Raw genomic sequence first — 20408 nt, forward strand, 5'->3', positions numbered from 1 at the left:
GCGACTGCTTCGCGGTCGAGCGGGAGCAAGTTCCCTCGCCACATTTATTTTGGGAGCCCTCCAAATGAAACGTCTGCTAAGCGCCTGCGCCCTGCTCTCCCTGCTGGCCGGTTGTGCCAGTACGGATACCATCGATCCACACGGCTACGACAAGACCGGTACGGCTTCGTATTACGGCGCCAAGCATCATGGCAAACGCACCGCCAGCGGTGAGCGTTTCAACCAGCATGGCCTGACCGCCGCCCATCGCCAGTTGCCGTTCGGCACCCGAGTGAAGATTACCAACCTGAATAACGACAGATCCTGCGTGGTGCGTATCAACGACCGCGGGCCATATTCCCGTGGACGCCTGATCGACGTGTCCCGTGAAGCGGCCGAACAGTTGGGCATGCTGCGCAGTGGCACCGCGAAGGTTCGCGTGCAAGCCCTCGACGACTGATAGATGGAGCGCTGACTATTTTCGGACTGGCCGATTTACCCCTGATCAGCGTGATTGAATTGCTCTGCGGTCTGTTTTTACTGATCGCCGGCGCCGAACTGATGGTGCGCGCCGCCGTACGCCTGGCCGCGCGCCTGCATGTGCGGCCACTGATCATCGGCCTGACCATCGTGGCCCTCGGCAGCAGCGCGCCGCAGATGGCGGTCAGCCTGCAAGCCACCCTGGCGCAAAACGCCGACATCGCCGTCGGCAGCGTGATCGGCAGCAGCATCTTCAACATCCTCGTCACCCTCGGGCTCTCCGCACTGATTATTCCGCTACGGGTTTCGCGGCAATTGGTGCGCCTGGATATTCCACTGATGATCGGCGCCAGCCTGCTGGTGTCCGTACTGGCGTGGAATGAAGAACTGACTCGGGTCGACGGCGTGATCCTGCTGACAGCGCTGGCGCTGTATCTGGGCTTGCTACTGCGTCAGTCACGGCACTCGTCCCGTCCGCCATCGGGGGCTCATGAAGCGCCGCAGGCACCGTGGTTCAGCAGTCTGCTGATAATTGTCGCCGGGTTGGCAATGCTGGTGTTCGCCGGGCACTTGCTGCTCGGCGCCGCTGTGGCGGTCGCGACCGACCTGGGGTTGTCGGAGCGGATCATCGGCCTGACCATCGTCGCCGTCAGCACGTCCCTGCCGGAACTGGCCACTTCGTTGATCGCCGCGTTGCGTGGCCAACGAGACATCGCGGTGGGCAACGTGATCGGCAGCAACCTGTTCAACCTCTTGGGCGTACTTGGGCTGACCGCGTTGATCGCGCCGTCACCGCTGTCGGTCTCGCCCAACGCGCTGGATTTCGATTTGCCGGTGATGCTCGGAGTCGCGGTGCTGTGCCTGCCGGTGTTCTATTCCGGCTACCGGGTGACCCGCGCCGAAGGCCTGCTGTTTTTGGGCTTGTACCTGGCCTATGGGCTGCACGTGGTGTCGTTCACCACGGGCATGCCGCTGGCCGGCAAGCTTGAACACCTGATGCTGTTTTTCGTTCTGCCGGCGCTGGTGGCGTTTTTACTGTTCACCTCGCTTCGCGCCTGGCGTCGCCAACACCACAAGAAGGAATTACCATGAGCACTGATAAGAAGCCTGGGGTTGAAATCCGCCGCCAAGTGATGGGCGACGCGTTCGTCGACCGCGCCCTGGGCAACGCCACCGAATTCACCCAGCCGCTGCAGGACTTCGTCAATGAGCATGCTTGGGGCGGCGTGTGGAACCGCGAAGGTTTGCCGCTGAAAACCCGCAGCCTGATCACTCTCGCTGCGCTGACCGCGCTGAAGTGCCCGCAAGAATTGAAAGGCCATGTTCGCGGTGCGTTGAACAACGGTTGCACGGTGGAAGAGATTCGCGAAGCGCTACTGCATTGCGCGGTGTATGCCGGTGTGCCGGCGGCGATCGATGCATTTCGGGCGGCGCAGGAAGTGATCGACACCTATCAGAAGCCGGAGTAGGCGACCTGAAGAACGCCGCAAGTCCCGAGGTTAGATCCACCCACCCCACTGCAACAAAAAGATCCCGATGTTGGTGGTGACCGCCGCCATCAGTGTAGTAATCACGATGATCGCCGCCGCCAGTTCATGATTGCCATTGGCCTGCCGGGCCATGACGAAACTGGCCGCGGCGGTCGGGCTACCGAAGTACAGAAACAGAATCCCCAACTCCGCCCCACGAAAGCCCCAGAGCCAGGCGCCGAGTGTCGCCAGCACCGGCAGGCCGATCATCTTCACCAGACTTGAACTGAGCGCCATCGTGCCGCTTTTGCGCATTGCCGCCAGCGACAACGTGCCTCCGATGCAGATCAATGCCAATGGCAAGGTGGTTTGCGCCAAATATTGACCGGACCTCTCCAGCCATCCCGGCAAGCCGATCTGGAACCAGGCAAATGGTGCGGCCGCAATCACACTGATGACCAGCGGATTGGCCATCACACTTTTGCAGATGCTCCACGGATCAGACTTGATCACCGGGCTGTAGACCGCCAGCACAATGGTTGAGAGCGTGTTGTAAAACAGGATCACCAGCGCCGCGAGAATCGCCCCAAGGGAAATGCCATAGTCGCCGTACATGCTCGCCGCCAGGGCCAGGCCGATTACCCCGTTATTGCCGCGAAACGCGCCTTGAGTGTAAATGCCCCGATCTTCCCGCGGGCATTTCCAGATCGCCCACCCCCAGGCAATTGCAAAGCACATCAGGGTCGCGACCGAGAAATAGATCAGCAGCGCCGGTTGCAACGCAGCGTGCAGGTCGGCATGCAAGATACCCAGAAACAGCAACGCCGGCATGGTGACATTGAACACCAGGGCCGACGCAGTATGGATGAAATTGTCGTTGATCCAGTCGATGCGCTTGAGCAGCACACCCAGAAACAGCATGGCAAACACCGGCGCAGTGATGTTCAGGGTTTCGAGGAAAATAGCCAGCATGCCGGGGGAACCTTGGGTGGGCGTCGTTAGGGGGCTAATGATAAGCCACCGGAGACGTCGGCGTCTGGTAGACCGTCTTCGCGGGCTTGCCCGCGAAGACGTCCTGATAAACGCCAAATTAACCTCGGGTTACTTACCGATAGAAATCTTCGGCGCCCAAGTCAGCCATTCATCTTCAAACTTGTCGAACAGCGGAAACGTTTGCTCGGGCCGCGCCGGGACACCCATGCGGTCGCCATCCGGTGTGGCAAAAGCGATACCGCCCTGGATCAGTGTCTCCAGCGATTCGGTGCGTATGGTTGCGCCTTTGAACAAGCCGTAGTCAAAACCAAAACCACTGGTGTTCCAGAACCGCGTGCCACTGCGTACCAATGGCGCGTATTTCGGCTCGATCAGGATGTGCACCAACACTCGATCCGCCGTCTGGCCCAGTTCATAGCCGGTTACTTTGCCCACCGTGATTTCGCGATAGGTGACGGGCACACCGGTCTTCAGCGAACCTCGACGAGCAGCACTCAATACCAGGCTCAAACCGGCCTCTTCCTTGGCGGTTTCCGGGGGATTGGTCAGGGCTACGAAGTCCTTTTGCGGACCGAGGTTCTTCGGCGCCGGTTGCACTTCGATGTACTGTCCTGTCACCAGTGTCTCAAGGTTGGACGTCTTGATCAGACCCAATTCGGGTTTGACCACCCAGAACTGACTGCCTACCCGAGCGATACGTTCCGGCACCTCAGTGATCCGCGCGGTCAGCAGCACTGATTGCAGGTCGTCACTGAGGTCAACGTCTTCGACCTTGCCGACGTCGAGGCCTTTGAACCGGATCGGCGTGCCCGTGCGCAGACCATCGGCGCGATCGACCTTGATGGTCACCACGGCGCCTTTCTGGTTTGCCTCTTCATGACTGGCGAACAGACGGAAACGTGGAATGCGCTTCCGCAACGGCGCTTTGGCTTCTGGGGTTTCGAAAGCAATGCCGCCAGCCATCAGGCTTTGCAACGACTCACTTTTGACCTGGATGCCACCGGTCAGCCCACCTGTCAGCGTAATGCCGCTGGCATTCCAGAAGCGCGTCGAGGCGTTGACCAGCCCCTCGTACTCCTTCTCGATGTGCACACCGATCACCAGCTGTTTTTTAGTGCGAGAGAACTGGTAGCTCTGCACCGAACCCACCTTGACCTGCTTGTAGAGAATCGGACTGCCGACTTCCAGTGAGCCTAGGTTTTCGGTGAACAGCACCAGATGCAGGCCCGGCGAACGCAGATCCAGCGGCGGCGCCTTGGCCCGCGCTTCGAACTCGCGCTGCGGTGCGCCCCCCTTGTCGCCAGGGCGCACGGCGATGTAGTTACCTTTGACCAATGCTTCCAGACCGGTGATACCAGCCAGCGAAATCGATGGTTTGACCACCCAGAACTGCGTGCCGGTGACCAGGTAATCCTCAGCCAATGGGTCGAGCGTCAGCTCGGCGGTTGCACTGGAGAGGTCCGGGTCAATCTTGAGCGCCTTCAGATTGCCGACCTGAATGCCTTTGTACATCACCGGTGTACGACCGGCCTGCAGGCCTTCGAAATCGCTGAGTTTGACCTTGACCCGAATACCGGCGGCGGCTGCATCGAAGTCTTCATAGAGACGGAACGGCAGGCTCGGGTCGGTGGGCGGGCTGTCCTTGCGGTTTTCCGGTGTAGCAAACGCAATACCACCAGCGACGATGCTGGCGAGGGACTCGCTACGCACTTTCACACCGGACAGGTTGGCATCGATGCTGATGCCGCTGGCATTCCAGAAACGCGTGTGTTTGCGTACCAGGCTGGCATAGGTCGGTTCGATGAAGACTTTGAGTTCAACGGTGTTCTGGTCCGCGGACAGCAAATAGCTTTTGATCTGACCGACCTGGATCTGCTTGTAGAACACCGGGCTGCCGCGATTCAGCGAACCAAGACGATCAGCCTTGATGGTCAGGTGCAGACCAGGCTTGGCGTCCGACAGCGGCGGCTCTTCGGCCAGGGCCTTGAACTTGCGGGTCGGCTCGCCCTCTCCCGGGCTGACAGCCACATAGTTACCCGAGACCAGCGTCTCCAGGCCCGTGATACCGGCCAGGGTTACGCTCGGCTTGACCAGCCAGAAACGCGTGCTGGTTCTGAGGTATTGCTCCACGTCCTTATTCATCTCGATAGTGGCGATCACGCCTTTGGCGCTGCCTTCGTCATCGAGTGTGAGGGCTTTCACCTTACCGACCGACATACCTTTGTAAACGACTTCGGTCTTGTTGGCCTGAATACCTTCGCCGCTTTCGAAGCGCACATGGATCTCAATGCCTGTCTCGCTATAGGCACGCCAGGCGAGCCAACCACCAATGAGCAAGGCGATAAGAGGCAATACCCAGATGGCAGACCAGTTAGAGGCCGGTCGGGTTTTCGCTGTAGGCAAATCAGTCATGGTCGTCGTCCGACTCCGTGTTATCCCAAATCAGTCGGGGATCGAAAGTTACTGCGGCAAGCATCGTCAGAATCACCACACTGGCGAAGGCGATGGCGCCAAGATTGGCTTCGACGCTGGCAAGCCGTCCGAAATTCACAACCGCCACCAGGATGGCGATCACAAAAATATCGAGCATCGACCAGCGGCCGATGAACTCGATAAAGCGGTACATCCATATACGTTGGCGTGCGGAAAGTGGCTGGCGGCGCTGCACCGAAAACAGCAGCAACCCGATGCCCACGAGTTTGAACGTAGGAACCAGAATACTGGCGATAAAAACCACAGCCGCGATGGGAATCATGCCGTGCTGAACCAGTTGGATCACGCCGGACATGATGGTGCTCGGATCGCCCTGCCCCAGGGAACTGACGGTCATGATCGGCAGCACATTGGCCGGGATATAAATAATCGCAGCAGTGACCAGCAGCGCCCAGGTACGCATCAGGCTGTTCGGTCGGCGCGCATGAACCAACGCACCACAGCGGGTGCAGACCTGCTCGTCAGTGCCAGCTTCCTGCTTGTTCAACTCGTGGCATTCGGCACAAATCAGAATGCCCGCATCAATCGCCCGCATGGGCATCTTCTCCTGATAATGCCTGCCAGATCTGGTGCGGCGACATCACCACTTCCAGCCAGACCTGGACCAACAACAAACTGATAAAGCACGCCAAACCAAGACCTACGGTAATCGCCGCCATATCGGCCAATTTGACGATCGCGACCAGCACGCCCATGAGGTAAACCTCAAGCATCCCCCAATCCCGAAGATGGTGATAAATGCGGTAGAGCAGCAAACCGTAACTGCGTCCGATATTGAATCGGATACTCAGCAGCACCACCAATTGGCAGAGCAGCTTGAGCAGCGGAATCCCCATGCTGCAGAGAAATACGACTGCTGCTACGCCCTGCATACCGGTATCGAACAAACCGACAACACCGCTCCAGACGGTGTCATTCGATGACTGCCCGAGTAGATGGAGCTGCATGATGGGTAAAAAGTTCGCGGGGATATACAACAACAGTGCGGCAATGACCAAGGCGAGACTGCGCTGCACGACATTGTGCCGATGGGCATACAGCTCATAACCGCAGCGTGGACAAATGGCCTTCTCACCATGGGCGAGTTCAGGCTTGCGCATCAGCAAGTCGCACTCATGACACGCCACCAAACCGTCCAGTGGTAAATCTGACAGCCCATGGGTGTCAACCGGATCTGGCATAAAGGCTCTGGCTCCAAAAAAGTTGGACCTATTCTAGTGCCCTGACTCGAAAATAACTGTGCAATTTTGTGTTGCCAGAGAAGTAGACTTTTTCTGCGGGCAAAACAAAACCCCTACCTGCATACGCAGATAGGGGTTTCGGAATTTAATCTTGACGATGACCTACTCTCACATGGGGAAACCCCACACTACCATCGGCGATGCATCGTTTCACTTCTGAGTTCGGGATGGGATCAGGTGGTTCCAATGCTCTATGGTCGTCAAGAAATTCGGGTACCGAACCGTCTTTCGACGCTTCAGCAAATTGGGTATGCGATAGTTTGTGCGGCTTTTGTGAATGGTTGCGAACTTTCGGTTCATTGCGTCTTCACACACCGCAATCTGGCCTCTTTCGAGTTCACAAATTGCTTGGGTGTTATATGGTCAAGCCTCACGGGCAATTAGTATTGGTTAGCTCAACGCCTCACAGCGCTTACACACCCAACCTATCAACGTCGTAGTCTTCGACGGCCCTTCAGGGGACTCAAGGTCCCAGTGAGATCTCATCTTGAGGCTAGTTTCCCGCTTAGATGCTTTCAGCGGTTATCTATTCCGAACATAGCTACCCGGCAATGCCACTGGCGTGACAACCGGAACACCAGAGGTTCGTCCACTCCGGTCCTCTCGTACTAGGAGCAGCCCCTCTCAAATCTCAAACGTCCACGGCAGATAGGGACCGAACTGTCTCACGACGTTCTAAACCCAGCTCGCGTACCACTTTAAATGGCGAACAGCCATACCCTTGGGACCGGCTTCAGCCCCAGGATGTGATGAGCCGACATCGAGGTGCCAAACACCGCCGTCGATATGAACTCTTGGGCGGTATCAGCCTGTTATCCCCGGAGTACCTTTTATCCGTTGAGCGATGGCCCTTCCATACAGAACCACCGGATCACTAAGACCTACTTTCGTACCTGCTCGACGTGTCTGTCTCGCAGTCAAGCGCGCTTTTGCCTTTATACTCTACGACCGATTTCCGACCGGTCTGAGCGCACCTTCGTACTCCTCCGTTACTCTTTAGGAGGAGACCGCCCCAGTCAAACTACCCACCATACACTGTCCTCGATCCGGATAACGGACCTGAGTTAGAACCTCAAAGTTGCCAGGGTGGTATTTCAAGGATGGCTCCACGCGAACTGGCGTCCACGCTTCAAAGCCTCCCACCTATCCTACACAAGCAAATTCAAAGTCCAGTGCAAAGCTATAGTAAAGGTTCACGGGGTCTTTCCGTCTAGCCGCGGATACACTGCATCTTCACAGCGATTTCAATTTCACTGAGTCTCGGGTGGAGACAGCGCCGCCATCGTTACGCCATTCGTGCAGGTCGGAACTTACCCGACAAGGAATTTCGCTACCTTAGGACCGTTATAGTTACGGCCGCCGTTTACCGGGGCTTCGATCAAGAGCTTCGCGTTAGCTAACCCCATCAATTAACCTTCCGGCACCGGGCAGGCGTCACACCCTATACGTCCACTTTCGTGTTTGCAGAGTGCTGTGTTTTTAATAAACAGTCGCAGCGGCCTGGTATCTTCGACCGGCGTGGGCTTACGCAGCAAGTGCTTCACCCTCACCGGCGCACCTTCTCCCGAAGTTACGGTGCCATTTTGCCTAGTTCCTTCACCCGAGTTCTCTCAAGCGCCTTGGTATTCTCTACCCAACCACCTGTGTCGGTTTGGGGTACGGTTCCTGGTTACCTGAAGCTTAGAAGCTTTTCTTGGAAGCATGGCATCAACCACTTCGTGTTCTAAAAGAACACTCGTCATCAGCTCTCGGCCTTAAGATCCCGGATTTACCTAAGATCTCAGCCTACCACCTTAAACTTGGACAACCAACGCCAAGCTGGCCTAGCCTTCTCCGTCCCTCCATCGCAATAACCAGAAGTACAGGAATATTAACCTGTTTTCCATCGACTACGCTTTTCAGCCTCGCCTTAGGGACCGACTAACCCTGCGTCGATTAACGTTGCGCAGGAAACCTTGGTCTTTCGGCGTGGGTGTTTTTCACACCCATTGTCGTTACTCATGTCAGCATTCGCACTTCTGATACCTCCAGCAAGCTTCTCAACTCACCTTCACAGGCTTACAGAACGCTCCTCTACCGCATCACCTAAGTGATACCCGTAGCTTCGGTGTATGGTTTGAGCCCCGTTACATCTTCCGCGCAGGCCGACTCGACTAGTGAGCTATTACGCTTTCTTTAAAGGGTGGCTGCTTCTAAGCCAACCTCCTAGCTGTCTAAGCCTTCCCACATCGTTTCCCACTTAACCATAACTTTGGGACCTTAGCTGACGGTCTGGGTTGTTTCCCTTTTCACGACGGACGTTAGCACCCGCCGTGTGTCTCCCATGCTCGGCACTTGTAGGTATTCGGAGTTTGCATCGGTTTGGTAAGTCGGGATGACCCCCTAGCCGAAACAGTGCTCTACCCCCTACAGTGATACATGAGGCGCTACCTAAATAGCTTTCGAGGAGAACCAGCTATCTCCGAGCTTGATTAGCCTTTCACTCCGATCCACAGGTCATCCGCTAACTTTTCAACGGTAGTCGGTTCGGTCCTCCAGTCAGTGTTACCTAACCTTCAACCTGCCCATGGATAGATCGCCCGGTTTCGGGTCTATTCCCAGCGACTAGACGCCCTATTAAGACTCGCTTTCGCTACGCCTCCCCTATTCGGTTAAGCTCGCCACTGAAAATAAGTCGCTGACCCATTATACAAAAGGTACGCAGTCACCCAACAAAGTGGGCTCCCACTGCTTGTACGCATACGGTTTCAGGATCTATTTCACTCCCCTCTCCGGGGTTCTTTTCGCCTTTCCCTCACGGTACTAGTTCACTATCGGTCAGTCAGTAGTATTTAGCCTTGGAGGATGGTCCCCCCATATTCAGACAAAGTTTCTCGTGCTCCGTCCTACTCGATTTCATGGCCAAGAGATTTTCGCGTACAGGGCTATCACCCACTATGGCCGCACTTTCCAGAGCGTTCCGCTAATCTCAAAGCCACTTAAGGGCTAGTCCCCGTTCGCTCGCCACTACTAAGGGAATCTCGGTTGATTTCTTTTCCTCAGGGTACTTAGATGTTTCAGTTCCCCTGGTTCGCCTCTTGCACCTATGTATTCAGTACAAGATAACCATCTTATGATGGCTGGGTTCCCCCATTCAGACATCTCCGGATCAAAGTCTGTTTGCCGACTCCCCGAAGCTTTTCGCAGGCTACCACGTCTTTCATCGCCTCTGACTGCCAAGGCATCCACCGTATGCGCTTCTTCACTTGACCATATAACCCCAAGCAATCTGGTTATACTGTGAAGACGACATTCGCCGAAAATTCGCGCGCTCAATTAAGAGCAACTCACAAATTTTACCTTAGCCTGATCCGTTACCAGTGAAAGTAACGTTCAGTCTATCTTTCTATCACATACCCAAATTTTTAAAGAACGATCTAGCCAAAGACTAGAAATCAACATTCACCATCATCACGATGGAATGCTCATTTCTAAGCTTTCAACAACAGAAGCAGTAGTGGTGGAGCCAAACGGGATCGAACCGTTGACCTCCTGCGTGCAAGGCAGGCGCTCTCCCAGCTGAGCTATGGCCCCGTATTTCTACAGGTATTCCCACACAAAATTGGTGGGTCTGGGCAGATTCGAACTGCCGACCTCACCCTTATCAGGGGTGCGCTCTAACCAACTGAGCTACAGACCCAATTTCGGGCTGCTTCGTATCGTCTTCTTCAATGAATCAAGCAATTCGTGTGGGAACTTATGGAGCAGCTGATGTCGTCGATTAAGGAGGTGATCCAGCCGCAGGTTCCCCTACGGCTACCTTGTTACGACTTCACCCCAGTCATGAATCACACCGTGGTAACCGTCCCCCCGAAGGTTAGACTAGCTACTTCTGGTGCAACCCACTCCCATGGTGTGACGGGCGGTGTGTACAAGGCCCGGGAACGTATTCACCGCGACATTCTGATTCGCGATTACTAGCGATTCCGACTTCACGCAGTCGAGTTGCAGACTGCGATCCGGACTACGATCGGTTTTGTGGGATTAGCTCCACCTCGCGGCTTGGCAACCCTCTGTACCGACCATTGTAGCACGTGTGTAGCCCAGGCCGTAAGGGCCATGATGACTTGACGTCATCCCCACCTTCCTCCGGTTTGTCACCGGCAGTCTCCTTAGAGTGCCCACCATTACGTGCTGGTAACTAAGGACAAGGGTTGCGCTCGTTACGGGACTTAACCCAACATCTCACGACACGAGCTGACGACAGCCATGCAGCACCTGTCTCAATGTTCCCGAAGGCACCAATCCATCTCTGGAAAGTTCATTGGATGTCAAGGCCTGGTAAGGTTCTTCGCGTTGCTTCGAATTAAACCACATGCTCCACCGCTTGTGCGGGCCCCCGTCAATTCATTTGAGTTTTAACCTTGCGGCCGTACTCCCCAGGCGGTCAACTTAATGCGTTAGCTGCGCCACTAAGAGCTCAAGGCTCCCAACGGCTAGTTGACATCGTTTACGGCGTGGACTACCAGGGTATCTAATCCTGTTTGCTCCCCACGCTTTCGCACCTCAGTGTCAGTATCAGTCCAGGTGGTCGCCTTCGCCACTGGTGTTCCTTCCTATATCTACGCATTTCACCGCTACACAGGAAATTCCACCACCCTCTACCATACTCTAGCTCGACAGTTTTGAATGCAGTTCCCAGGTTGAGCCCGGGGATTTCACATCCAACTTAACGAACCACCTACGCGCGCTTTACGCCCAGTAATTCCGATTAACGCTTGCACCCTCTGTATTACCGCGGCTGCTGGCACAGAGTTAGCCGGTGCTTATTCTGTCGGTAACGTCAAAACAATTACGTATTAGGTAACTGCCCTTCCTCCCAACTTAAAGTGCTTTACAATCCGAAGACCTTCTTCACACACGCGGCATGGCTGGATCAGGCTTTCGCCCATTGTCCAATATTCCCCACTGCTGCCTCCCGTAGGAGTCTGGACCGTGTCTCAGTTCCAGTGTGACTGATCATCCTCTCAGACCAGTTACGGATCGTCGCCTTGGTGAGCCATTACCTCACCAACTAGCTAATCCGACCTAGGCTCATCTGATAGCGCAAGGCCCGAAGGTCCCCTGCTTTCTCCCGTAGGACGTATGCGGTATTAGCGTTCGTTTCCGAACGTTATCCCCCACTACCAGGCAGATTCCTAGGCATTACTCACCCGTCCGCCGCTCGCCACCAGGTACAAGTACCCGTGCTGCCGCTCGACTTGCATGTGTTAGGCCTGCCGCCAGCGTTCAATCTGAGCCATGATCAAACTCTTCAGTTCAAACATCTTTGGGTTTTTAAGAAACCCTAAACTTGGCTCAGCAATCGTTGGTTACATCTTTGATTTCTCGCGGAGTAACTTGTGATGCTGATAATCTTGTTGACTATCAGTCTGACTCCACAAGCACCCACACGAATTGCTTGATTCAGTTGTTAAAGAGCGGTTGGTTAAGATCTTTCGTCTCAACCGAGGCGCGCATTCTACAGCAGCCTCTGTTGCTGTCAAGCGGTTATTTTCAGAAGTTTTCAAAGTTTCCTTTGCAACTTCAACCACTTGCGCTTCCGATCTCTCGTTAGCGGGAGGCGAATTCTACAGCGTTAGTCGCTGCTGTCAACACCTCTTTTTCTCCGCTTTCGACCGAGAAGATCGAACCGTCAATAAGGCGACAACACCCTGCCCTACCAACTCCTTCTGGCTTCGATAAACTGAAGCGTAACCGCTGCCTAAAACTGCGTAACTCATTGTTTACCAAGGAGTTTTCCGTTTCGACTGCGCCGGAAGTGGGGCGAATTATAGACGTCCAAAATCTGCCGTCAACCTTTAATTACGCCTTTCTTGCAGAAGGTACCTTTTTAACAATTAAGCGTGGAATTCGGCGGGTTACAGGCGGCAATCTCAAGACTAATAACAACGCGCCTATAGAAGCGTAGATCGCCCACTCCCTCAGATCGGCACGAACAATCCACAACATATGCAGCAGCCCAAGCCCGAGAATCACATAGACCAACCGATGCAATCTTTTCCAGCGAACGCCCAAACGCCGCTGACTGTAACGACTGGAGGTAACCGCCAGCACCAACAAACCGAGAAACCCCAGCACCCCGACGATAATGTACGGCCGCTTGCGCAACTCGATACCCAGTTGTGACCAATCAAAGCCGAGGATGAACGCCGTATAGCCGCTCAAATGCAAAGCCACATAGGCGAAACACCACAACCCCAACTGCCGTCGGACAGCTATCCACCCCGACCAACCGGTGAGCTTCTGCAAAGGCGTCATGCTTAACGTAATGAGCAGCAGGACAAGCGCCCCCAACCCCAGACGATCAACCAGCACCTTTCCCGGATCAGGCCCCAGCACATCCGCCCAGGCTTGATACAACCAAAGCAGCGGCCAAATCGCCGCGGCGATAAAGACACCAATACGCCAGAACAGATATCGCATCAGTAATTCTTCCGCAGATCGAGCCCTGCATATAAAGAAGCGACTTCATCCGAGTAGCCGTTGAACATTTGCGTGTCCCGCACATTGGGCTTGAACAGACCGCTCGGCAAACGTCTTTCCCGTGCCTGCGTCCAGCGCGGGTGGTCGACTGTCGGGTTCACGTTCGCATAAAAACCATACTCATTCGAGGCAATGCTCTGCCAGGTGGTTTTCGGCTGCTCACTGACCAGACTGATTCGCACGATGGACTTGATGCTCTTGAAGCCGTATTTCCACGGCACCACCAGACGTAGCGGTGCACCGTTCTGATTGGGCAACTCACGTCCATACATGCCTACAGCGAGAATCGCCAACGGATTCATCGCCTCATCCAGGCGCAGCCCTTCTACATATGGCCAGTCGATCAAGGCAAAGCCAGAACGCTGTCCAGGCATACTCTTGGGATCTTGCAGGGTTTCAAAGCGAATGAATTTGGCCTTGGACGTCGGTTCTACTTCCTTCAGCAAAGCCGAAATGGGAAAACCTATCCATGGAATGACCATCGACCAGGCCTCCACACAGCGAAGACGATAAATACGCTCTTCCAGCTGATAAGGCTTCATGAAGTCTTCCAGCGCATACCGCCCCGGCTTACCCACCTCCCCGTCTACCACCACGCTCCACGGTTCGGTTTTCAGCCCGCCGGCGTTGGCCGCAGGATCGCCTTTGTCGGTACCGAACTCATAGAAGTTGTTGTAGTGGGTCGCATCCTTGAAAGGCGTGATTGCTTCATCCTTGACGTTGACCGCGCCCCATTTAGTGGAAGGCAGTTTTTCGGCAAACCAGGACGGCGCCTTGCCAGGCTCGACATCGGCATAACGCGCAGCATCGTCGGCACTCGCCCAGCGCGGCAGAGTACTCACAGCCAAACCGGCGACAGCGGCGCCTAATATATTGCGACGGGAAAGGTAGAGAGATTCAGGCGTGACGTCCGACTCATGACAGTCAGACGCTTTGGGGACTTTGATCAGCATGGCAACTCCGCAGCAATGGAGGACAGATGCACCCATAGACTGCGGAGTATGAGGGAAATTACATTACTCGGCTTTTTTGTGCCGACGAAGACGCAGCAGGTACTGCACCGGCCCGGAAGCCGCATAGGCAAGGAAAACCAGCAGCAGGATGCGCGGCGGATCACTGAATACAACGGCAAATACCAGCACCACTGCCAGGATCGCGACAAAGGGAACGCGCCCCTTCAAGTCCAGCTCCTTGAAGCTGTTGTACTTGATGTTACTGACCATCAGCATGCCCGCGGCGGCGACCATCAGCGCAACCAGGAACGACATTTTGGAACCCTGAATGCCGTAATCGCTGAACGCCCAGACAATGCCCGCGACCACACCGGCCGCAGCCGGGCTGGCCAGACCGATGAAGTAGCGCTTGTCAGCGGTGCCGACCTGCGTGTTGAAGCGCGCCAGGCGCAACGCCGCACCCGCCACATAGATGAAGGCGACCATCCAGCCGACTTTGCCCATATCGCCCAAGGCCCAGCCGAATGCCAGCAAAGCCGGCGCGACGCCAAAGGCAACCATGTCCGACAGCGAGTCGTACTCCGCACCGAAGGCGCTTTGGGTGTTGGTCATGCGAGCGACGCGACCGTCGAGGCCGTCGAGCACCATGGCGACGAAAATCGCGATCGCGGCAAACGCAAAATATTTGCTCGCGCCGATTGCATCACCGGCACTCAAGGCGCTTTGGGCGCTCATCGAGTTGATAATGGAATAGAACCCTGCGAACAGGTTCGCAGTGGTGAACAGATTCGGCAGAAGATAGATACCACGATGCCGGACTTTACGGCCTTCAGCGTCATGCCCTTCTTCGATGTGCTCATCGATGGGCAGAAGGCTTTCGGCGTCAGAAGCCTGCTTTGGCTCTTCGGGACGTTCGCTCATGGACATTACCTTGCAACGGGGTGGAAAGTTTCGACAGGTGTCTGGGACGACGGTTCGACCGCAAACGATGCAGCTTTATACCAGAACCGGCGGATCCAAACGAAAAAACGCGGCCTAGGCCGCGTTTTCCGTACAAGCTCGTGACTTAGTTCTTGGCTTTGTCGACGATCTTGTTGGCACCGATCCACGGCATCATGGAGCGCAGTTGCTCACCGATGATTTCGATACCGTGAGCGGCGTTGTTACGACGCTTGGCGGTCATCGAAGGATAGCCGGTGGCGCCTTCGCTGATGAACATCTTGGCGTATTCGCCGTCCTGAATACGTTTCAGGGCGTTGCGCATGGCCTGACGGGATTCGGCGTTGATTACTTCCGGACCTGTCACGTACTCGCCGTACTCAGCGTTGTTAGAGATCGAGTAGTTCATGTTGGCGATACCGCCTTCGTACATGAGGTCAACGATCAGCTTCAGTTCGTGCAGGCATTCGAAGTAGGCCATTTCCGGCGCGTAGCCAGCTTCAACCAGGGTTTCGAAACCGGCTTTTACCAGTTCAACGGTACCGCCGCACAGAACGGCTTGTTCGCCGAACAGGTCGGTTTCGGTCTCGTCCTTGAAGGTGGTTTCGATGATGCCGGTACGACCGCCACCAACGCCGGCAGCGTAGGACAGTGCAACGTTTTTGGCGTTGCCCGAAGCATCCTGGTAGATAGCGATCAGGTCAGGGATACCGCCGCCTTTGACGAACTCGGAACGCACGGTGTGGCCCGGAGCTTTCGGCGCGATCATGATCACGTCGAGGTCAGCGCGCGGCACAACCTGGTTGTAGTGGATCGCGAAGCCGTGGGAGAAGGCCAGGGTGGCGCCTTTCTTGATGTTCGGCTCGATTTCGTTCTTGTACAGGGAGGACTGGAACTCGTCCGGGGTCAGGATCATGACCAGGTCGGCAGCTGCTACGGCGGAAGCAACGTCGGTCACTTTCAGGCCGTGGGCTTCGGCTTTGGCAACGGTGGCCGAACCTTTACGCAGGCCGACGGTAACGTCAACACCGGAGTCTTTCAGGTTGCACGCTTGAGCGTGGCCTTGGGAGCCGTAGCCAATGATGGCAACTTTCTTGCCCTGGATGATCGACAGGTCGCAGTCTTTATCGTAGAAAACTTTCATGAATTTCCCCTTTATATCTGGCCCTCAGGCCATTCGCTAATTTGGTTTAGATGCTCAGTACTTTGTCGCCGCGGGCAATCCCGGTGACGCCACTGCGTACGGTTTCCAGAATCGAGGCAGTGCCGATCGATTGAATGAAGCTGTCGAGCTTGTCGCTGGTACCGGTCAATTGAACGGTATACACGCTGGCGCTGACATCAACGATCTGCCCACGATAAATATCGGTGGTGCGCTTGATCTCGGCGCGCTGGGCGCCGGTGGCCTTGACCTTGACCAGCATCAGTTCGCGCTCGATGTGAGCACTCTCCGACAAGTCGACCAGTTTGACCACTTCGATCAGTTTGTTCAGGTTCTTGGTGATCTGCTCGATGATTTCATCATGGCCGACAGTGGTCAGCGTCAGACGCGACAAAGTCGGGTCTTCGGTTGGCGCCACGGTCAGGCTTTCGATGTTGTAGTTGCGCTGCGAAAACAGGCCGACTACACGAGACAGAGCGCCCGGTTCGTTTTCCAGAAGCAGGGAAATAATGTGCCGCATGATTAAGTACGCTCCGTCTTGCTCAACCACATATCACGCATGGAGCCGTCTTTGATCTGCATCGGGTAGACGTGCTCGCTTGTGTCAACCGAGATATCGATAACCACCAGGCGATCTTTCATGGCGAACGCCTCCTCCATCTTCGACTTCAAATCTTTCGAGTCGGTGATGCGCACGCCAACGTGACCATAGGCCTCTGCCAGTTTGACGAAGTCAGGCAGCGATTCCATGTAGGAGTGCGAGTGACGGCTGCCATAACTCATGTCCTGCCACTGGCGAACCATACCCAGCACGCCATTGTTCAGGATGACGATTTTTACCGGCAAACCGTATTGCAGGCAGGTCGACAGTTCCTGAATGTTCATCTGGATGCTGCCCTCGCCTGTTACACAGGCGACATCGTCATCCGGGAAGCTCAGCTTGATGCCCATGGCCGCCGGAAAACCGAAGCCCATGGTGCCCAGGCCACCGGAGTTGATCCAGCGATTCGGCTTGTTGAACTTGTAGTACTGCGCCGCGAACATCTGATGCTGACCCACGTCGGAGGTCACAAAGGCGTCGCCCTTGGTCACTTCGCACAGGGTTTCGATCACGGTCTGCGGCTTGATCACGCTGCCGTCGCCCTTGTCGTAAGGGAACAGACCGCGGTCACCGCGCCACTCATCAACTTGCTTCCACCAGCTGGCAACGGACTCCTTGTTCGGGGTCTCGCCGATTTCCTTGAGGATCGCGACCATTTCGGTCAGGACGCTCTCGACCGGGCCAACAATAGGCACGTCTGCCTTGATGGTCTTGGAAATCGAAGCCGGGTCGATGTCGATGTGAATGATCTTGGCATTCGGGCAGAACTTGGCCGGGCCGTTGATCACGCGGTCATCGAAACGCGCGCCGACTGCAAGGATCACATCAGCATGGTGCATCGCCAGGTTGGCGGTGTAGCTGCCGTGCATGCCGAGCATGCCGATGAACTGACGGTCGGTGCCAGGGTAGGCACCCAGGCCCATCAGGGTATTGGTCACTGGCAGGTTGAGCATCTTCGCCAGCTCGGTCAGCGGCGCAGAGCCACCACCGAGGATCACGCCGCCGCCCGAATACAACACAGGGCGCTTGGCCGCCAGGAGCATTTCGGCTGCCTTGCGGATTTGCCCGGAGTGACCGCGAACGGCCGGGCTGTAGGAACGCAGCTTGGCTTTTTTCGGGAAGATGTATTCGAACTTCTCGGCCGGGTTGGTCATATCTTTCGGGATATCAACAACGACCGGACCAGGACGACCGGATTGCGCCAGGTAGAACGCCTTCTTCATGACTTCCGGGATTTCCGAGGCGTGCTTGATCATGAAGCTGTGCTTCACGATCGGCCGGGAGATACCGATCATGTCGGTTTCCTGGAACGCATCGGTACCTACCATGGTGCTTGGCACCTGGCCGGAAATGATCACCATCGGAATGGAGTCCATGTAGGCCGTGGCAATACCGGTGATGGCGTTGGTTGCGCCCGGGCCGGACGTCACCAGTACCACGCCGGCTTTACCGGTGGCACGGGCATAGCCGTCAGCCATGTGGGTCGCAGCCTGCTCGTGACGAACCAGGATGTGGGTCACTTCCGGTTCTTTGAACAGGGCATCGTAGACATGAAGAAGAGCACCACCCGGGTACCCGTAGATATATTTGACGCCTTCGTCACGCAAGAAGCGGACGAGCATCTCACCGCCAGATAAAAGCTCCACGTTGTTCACCTCTAAAACGCCAGAATACCGCCCACATACAAGAGGACGGGTCTTAATAGGTTTACTTCTCGGCAGAGCATGAGCGACGGTGGTCGCCGACTACGTCAGCACTGACTGAGCAAGTATTGGGATCGTCCCAAGTGTTGCGGGCCTTTCCCACCCAGCGCGAGGTAACGCGTTGCGGGTGTAACAGGTCGGCGCGGATGTGCGCCTCATGATCTACCGAGTGGGTCTGCTTCTGGCAGTCCCTCTACAGCGGACTTTGGATTCTTCTGTTTCGCCCATCGCAAGTCAAGCCGTCAATGTGCTTTATTGAACTAAGCGCATGAGAACGCAAGAAAAAACCTTTAAACCGCAACTGTGTTAGCTTCAATTGCGCACCCCCGATAAGGAAATGGCATGCGAACGCTCATCTTCACCGCCAGCTTGCTGATCAGCCTGAGCCCTTTGTGCATGGCGGGTCAGATCTATAAATGGGTCGATGCCCAGGGCGTCACCCATTTCGATGCGCAACCACCCCAGGGCCGAGAGGCCACCTTGATGGTCACGCCCTCCCCGCCCGTCGGCAAGCCGAGCGCGCCATCGCGCGGCAACGTCATAGGCGATCAAAAAGCCATCGATAAAAAAGTGAAAAAGCAGGTCGCCGAGCAGCAGGCCCAGCTAAAAGTGTTCTGCGAACAGGCTCGGACGAACCTGGCTCAATTGCAGAACAATCCGAGATTGCGGGAGGAAGTCGACGGCGAGACGCGCCGCCTGACCGACCAACAACGTCAGGAGCGCATCACCGAAGCACAGAAACAGATTACGAAAAACTGCATGTAGGAGCTGTCGAGGGTTCGGGATCAGCGGGAAGCGGTGATCAACACGTCGAACTCTTTGAGCAAGACCTGAAGCTGCCGATCCTTGCCCCGGACGTTGCGGGAGGCGAAGACCATCTCGGCCATCTCCTGAATCCCCGATGCGTTGGGCAATGGCAGGTTCTGCTCCAGGATCGACTTCATCCTTGGCAGGAAGATCCATTGCAGCCACTGCTCGAAATCCAGCGTATCCACCGAAAACGGTTCAACGCTGGAGAGCGCCTCAGCGGACGGCGGCACTTCATCCCACCAACCCTGAACGCGCAGTTCGCGCTCGATCAACAGCAACTGCTCGGCAATCTTCGGAAAGCGCATATCCATCACAGCGAAACCTTGGCCTTCTGACGAGCCAACGCTGCACCGGCCGGGTCACCCTGCTTCTCACGGGCCTGGGCGATCAATTCCCACAGGCTGGCCTGAAGATCCGGACGCCCATTGGCGAACGTCAGGCCACGACGGGCAAACTGCTCGGCCTGCGCCGCATCACCTTGAGCCATACGTACCTGGGCCAGGCGATAAAGCACTTGCGGCTCGCGCGGTGCAACACGCTGGGCACGTTCGAGGCTGGAAGATGCGCCATTAAGGTCGCCACTGGCCTGTTGCTGCTGGGCGGTGGTCAACAATGCCAGGACCGGACCGTCCAGTTGCTCATCGGCGGACAGACCGCCGGAGTTCGCCGAAGGAATCCCGCTGGGCGTCGACGGCATGCTGTAACTGCCCTGATTGATCGGTGCCGACTGAACCGGCGAGGTATCGATCGGCCCTGGAGTAATCGGACCCGGGGTGATCGGCGAAGTGCTGATCGGTGCCGAGGAGACGGCGCCACCACCCGGGACCATCACCACGACCCCGGTGTCACCTTGCGGGATCGCCTGAGTCTGAGCTTGTACAGGACGTTTCACCGTCGACTGACGGAAACCGCCATTCGCCGAAATCCGCTCACTGTTGGAGACAGCAGTCCCGGCGTCCACAACCGGGATCGAACCACGCTGTACAGTGGAGCAGCCGCTGAGCAAAGCCACGGCAGTCACCGCTGGAATCAACCACTTGTTCACTTCAAATCCTCTTTG

At 56.1% G+C, this 20408-nt stretch carries 16 protein-coding genes, 2 tRNA genes and 3 rRNA genes; 4 read left to right on the forward strand and 17 right to left on the reverse strand.

Annotated features, from left to right (window positions below; translation table 11 throughout):
* Positions 1–64: 64 nt before the first annotated feature.
* From ACEN9A_RS25250 to ACEN9A_RS25260, 3 genes are read left to right on the forward strand one after another with little or no spacing between them, the layout of a single operon-like run.
* Positions 65–439: a septal ring lytic transglycosylase RlpA family protein gene (locus tag ACEN9A_RS25250; protein WP_007941217.1), complete on the forward strand. Its 375-nt coding sequence runs from the start codon at positions 65–67 to the stop codon at positions 437–439.
* A gap of 50 nt (positions 440–489) precedes the next feature.
* Positions 490–1551 carry a calcium/sodium antiporter gene (locus ACEN9A_RS25255; protein WP_258671166.1) on the forward strand — a complete coding sequence of 354 codons (1062 nt, stop codon included), beginning with the start codon at positions 490–492 and terminating at the stop codon, positions 1549–1551.
* Positions 1548–1928, forward strand: a complete 381-nt coding sequence (locus ACEN9A_RS25260) for a carboxymuconolactone decarboxylase family protein (RefSeq protein WP_007941215.1) — start codon at positions 1548–1550, stop codon at positions 1926–1928. Before ACEN9A_RS25255 ends, ACEN9A_RS25260 begins: the two co-directional genes overlap by 4 nt.
* Positions 1929–1958: 30 nt before the next feature.
* Here ACEN9A_RS25260 and ACEN9A_RS25265 read toward each other — a convergent pair whose 3' ends face one another.
* The 15 genes from ACEN9A_RS25265 to ACEN9A_RS25335 all read right to left on the reverse strand — a co-directional run bounded on the left by ACEN9A_RS25265 (position 1959) and on the right by ACEN9A_RS25335 (position 18481).
* Positions 1959–2900: an AEC family transporter gene (locus tag ACEN9A_RS25265; protein WP_018927222.1), complete on the reverse strand. Its 942-nt coding sequence runs from the start codon at positions 2898–2900 to the stop codon at positions 1959–1961.
* 129 nt (positions 2901–3029) lie between these two features.
* On the reverse strand, positions 3030–5333 hold the full coding sequence (locus ACEN9A_RS25270) for a PqiB family protein (RefSeq protein ID WP_028940287.1): 2304 nt from the start codon (positions 5331–5333) through the stop codon (positions 3030–3032).
* Positions 5326–5949, reverse strand: coding sequence for a paraquat-inducible protein A (locus ACEN9A_RS25275; protein ID WP_007941211.1), 624 nt, complete (start codon positions 5947–5949; stop codon positions 5326–5328). Before ACEN9A_RS25275 ends, ACEN9A_RS25270 begins: the two co-directional genes overlap by 8 nt.
* Positions 5936–6595: a paraquat-inducible protein A gene (locus tag ACEN9A_RS25280; RefSeq protein ID WP_258671167.1), complete on the reverse strand. Its 660-nt coding sequence runs from the start codon at positions 6593–6595 to the stop codon at positions 5936–5938. Before ACEN9A_RS25280 ends, ACEN9A_RS25275 begins: the two co-directional genes overlap by 14 nt.
* Before the next feature lie 149 nt (positions 6596–6744).
* A 5S ribosomal RNA gene (rrf, locus tag ACEN9A_RS25285) occupies positions 6745–6860 on the reverse strand.
* A gap of 154 nt (positions 6861–7014) precedes the next feature.
* Positions 7015–9906, reverse strand: a 23S ribosomal RNA gene (locus ACEN9A_RS25290).
* 246 nt (positions 9907–10152) lie between these two features.
* Positions 10153–10228, reverse strand: a tRNA-Ala gene (locus ACEN9A_RS25295).
* 29 nt (positions 10229–10257) lie between these two features.
* Positions 10258–10334 (reverse strand) — tRNA-Ile (locus ACEN9A_RS25300).
* 82 nt (positions 10335–10416) lie between these two features.
* Positions 10417–11955 (reverse strand): 16S ribosomal RNA (locus ACEN9A_RS25305).
* The 16S, 23S and 5S rRNA genes sit together here with 2 tRNA genes alongside, the layout of an rRNA operon.
* Positions 11956–12499: 544 nt before the next feature.
* Positions 12500–13120: a protein-methionine-sulfoxide reductase heme-binding subunit MsrQ gene (msrQ, locus tag ACEN9A_RS25310; protein ID WP_258671168.1), complete on the reverse strand. Its 621-nt coding sequence runs from the start codon at positions 13118–13120 to the stop codon at positions 12500–12502.
* Positions 13120–14133 carry a protein-methionine-sulfoxide reductase catalytic subunit MsrP gene (gene msrP, locus ACEN9A_RS25315; protein ID WP_258671169.1) on the reverse strand — a complete coding sequence of 338 codons (1014 nt, stop codon included), beginning with the start codon at positions 14131–14133 and terminating at the stop codon, positions 13120–13122. The genes msrQ and msrP overlap by 1 nt, the downstream gene beginning before the upstream one ends.
* Positions 14134–14196: 63 nt before the next feature.
* Positions 14197–15054, reverse strand: coding sequence for a CDP-diacylglycerol--serine O-phosphatidyltransferase (pssA, locus tag ACEN9A_RS25320; protein WP_008006914.1), 858 nt, complete (start codon positions 15052–15054; stop codon positions 14197–14199).
* Positions 15055–15199: 145 nt separating this feature from the next.
* Complete coding sequence (ilvC, locus tag ACEN9A_RS25325) at positions 15200–16216, reverse strand: ketol-acid reductoisomerase (RefSeq protein WP_003228216.1); 1017 nt, start codon at positions 16214–16216, stop codon at positions 15200–15202.
* A gap of 46 nt (positions 16217–16262) precedes the next feature.
* Positions 16263–16754, reverse strand: coding sequence for an acetolactate synthase small subunit (gene ilvN / locus ACEN9A_RS25330; protein ID WP_003205610.1), 492 nt, complete (start codon positions 16752–16754; stop codon positions 16263–16265).
* A 2-nt stretch (positions 16755–16756) separates the two neighbouring features.
* Complete coding sequence (locus ACEN9A_RS25335) at positions 16757–18481, reverse strand: acetolactate synthase 3 large subunit (protein WP_026331976.1); 1725 nt, start codon at positions 18479–18481, stop codon at positions 16757–16759.
* Positions 18482–18880: 399 nt separating this feature from the next.
* On the opposite strand from ACEN9A_RS25335, the gene ACEN9A_RS25340 reads away from it, so the two are divergent.
* Positions 18881–19303, forward strand: a complete 423-nt coding sequence (locus tag ACEN9A_RS25340) for a DUF4124 domain-containing protein (protein WP_258671170.1) — start codon at positions 18881–18883, stop codon at positions 19301–19303.
* Between the two features lie 20 nt (positions 19304–19323).
* Here ACEN9A_RS25340 and ACEN9A_RS25345 read toward each other — a convergent pair whose 3' ends face one another.
* Positions 19324–19659, reverse strand: a complete 336-nt coding sequence (locus ACEN9A_RS25345) for a YqcC family protein (RefSeq protein WP_258671171.1) — start codon at positions 19657–19659, stop codon at positions 19324–19326.
* Entirely contained in the window at positions 19659–20393 is a 735-nt protein-coding gene (locus tag ACEN9A_RS25350) for a tetratricopeptide repeat protein (protein WP_019582850.1), read from the reverse strand. Before ACEN9A_RS25350 ends, ACEN9A_RS25345 begins: the two co-directional genes overlap by 1 nt.
* Positions 20394–20408 lie beyond the last annotated feature (15 nt).

Source organism: Pseudomonas sp. Pseusp18 (genome assembly GCF_059506005.1).

Excerpts from the sequence above, each read along its gene's own strand:
- ACEN9A_RS25250 (WP_007941217.1), top strand. The coding sequence starts at position 65 with ATGAAACGTCTGCTAAGCGCCTGCGCCCTGCTCTCCCTGCTGGCCGGT.
- ACEN9A_RS25260 (WP_007941215.1), top strand. The coding sequence starts at position 1,548 with ATGAGCACTGATAAGAAGCCTGGGGTTGAAATCCGCCGCCAAGTGATG.
- ACEN9A_RS25265 (WP_018927222.1), bottom strand. The coding sequence starts at position 2,900 with ATGCTGGCTATTTTCCTCGAAACCCTGAACATCACTGCGCCGGTGTTT.
- ACEN9A_RS25270 (WP_028940287.1), bottom strand. The coding sequence starts at position 5,333 with ATGACTGATTTGCCTACAGCGAAAACCCGACCGGCCTCTAACTGGTCT.
- ACEN9A_RS25275 (WP_007941211.1), bottom strand. The coding sequence starts at position 5,949 with ATGCGGGCGATTGATGCGGGCATTCTGATTTGTGCCGAATGCCACGAG.
- ACEN9A_RS25280 (WP_258671167.1), bottom strand. The coding sequence starts at position 6,595 with ATGCCAGATCCGGTTGACACCCATGGGCTGTCAGATTTACCACTGGAC.
- msrQ (WP_258671168.1), bottom strand. The coding sequence starts at position 13,120 with ATGCGATATCTGTTCTGGCGTATTGGTGTCTTTATCGCCGCGGCGATT.
- msrP (WP_258671169.1), bottom strand. The coding sequence starts at position 14,133 with ATGCTGATCAAAGTCCCCAAAGCGTCTGACTGTCATGAGTCGGACGTC.
- pssA (WP_008006914.1), bottom strand. The coding sequence starts at position 15,054 with ATGAGCGAACGTCCCGAAGAGCCAAAGCAGGCTTCTGACGCCGAAAGC.
- ilvC (WP_003228216.1), bottom strand. The coding sequence starts at position 16,216 with ATGAAAGTTTTCTACGATAAAGACTGCGACCTGTCGATCATCCAGGGC.
- ilvN (WP_003205610.1), bottom strand. The coding sequence starts at position 16,754 with ATGCGGCACATTATTTCCCTGCTTCTGGAAAACGAACCGGGCGCTCTG.
- ACEN9A_RS25340 (WP_258671170.1), top strand. The coding sequence starts at position 18,881 with ATGCGAACGCTCATCTTCACCGCCAGCTTGCTGATCAGCCTGAGCCCT.
- ACEN9A_RS25345 (WP_258671171.1), bottom strand. The coding sequence starts at position 19,659 with ATGGATATGCGCTTTCCGAAGATTGCCGAGCAGTTGCTGTTGATCGAG.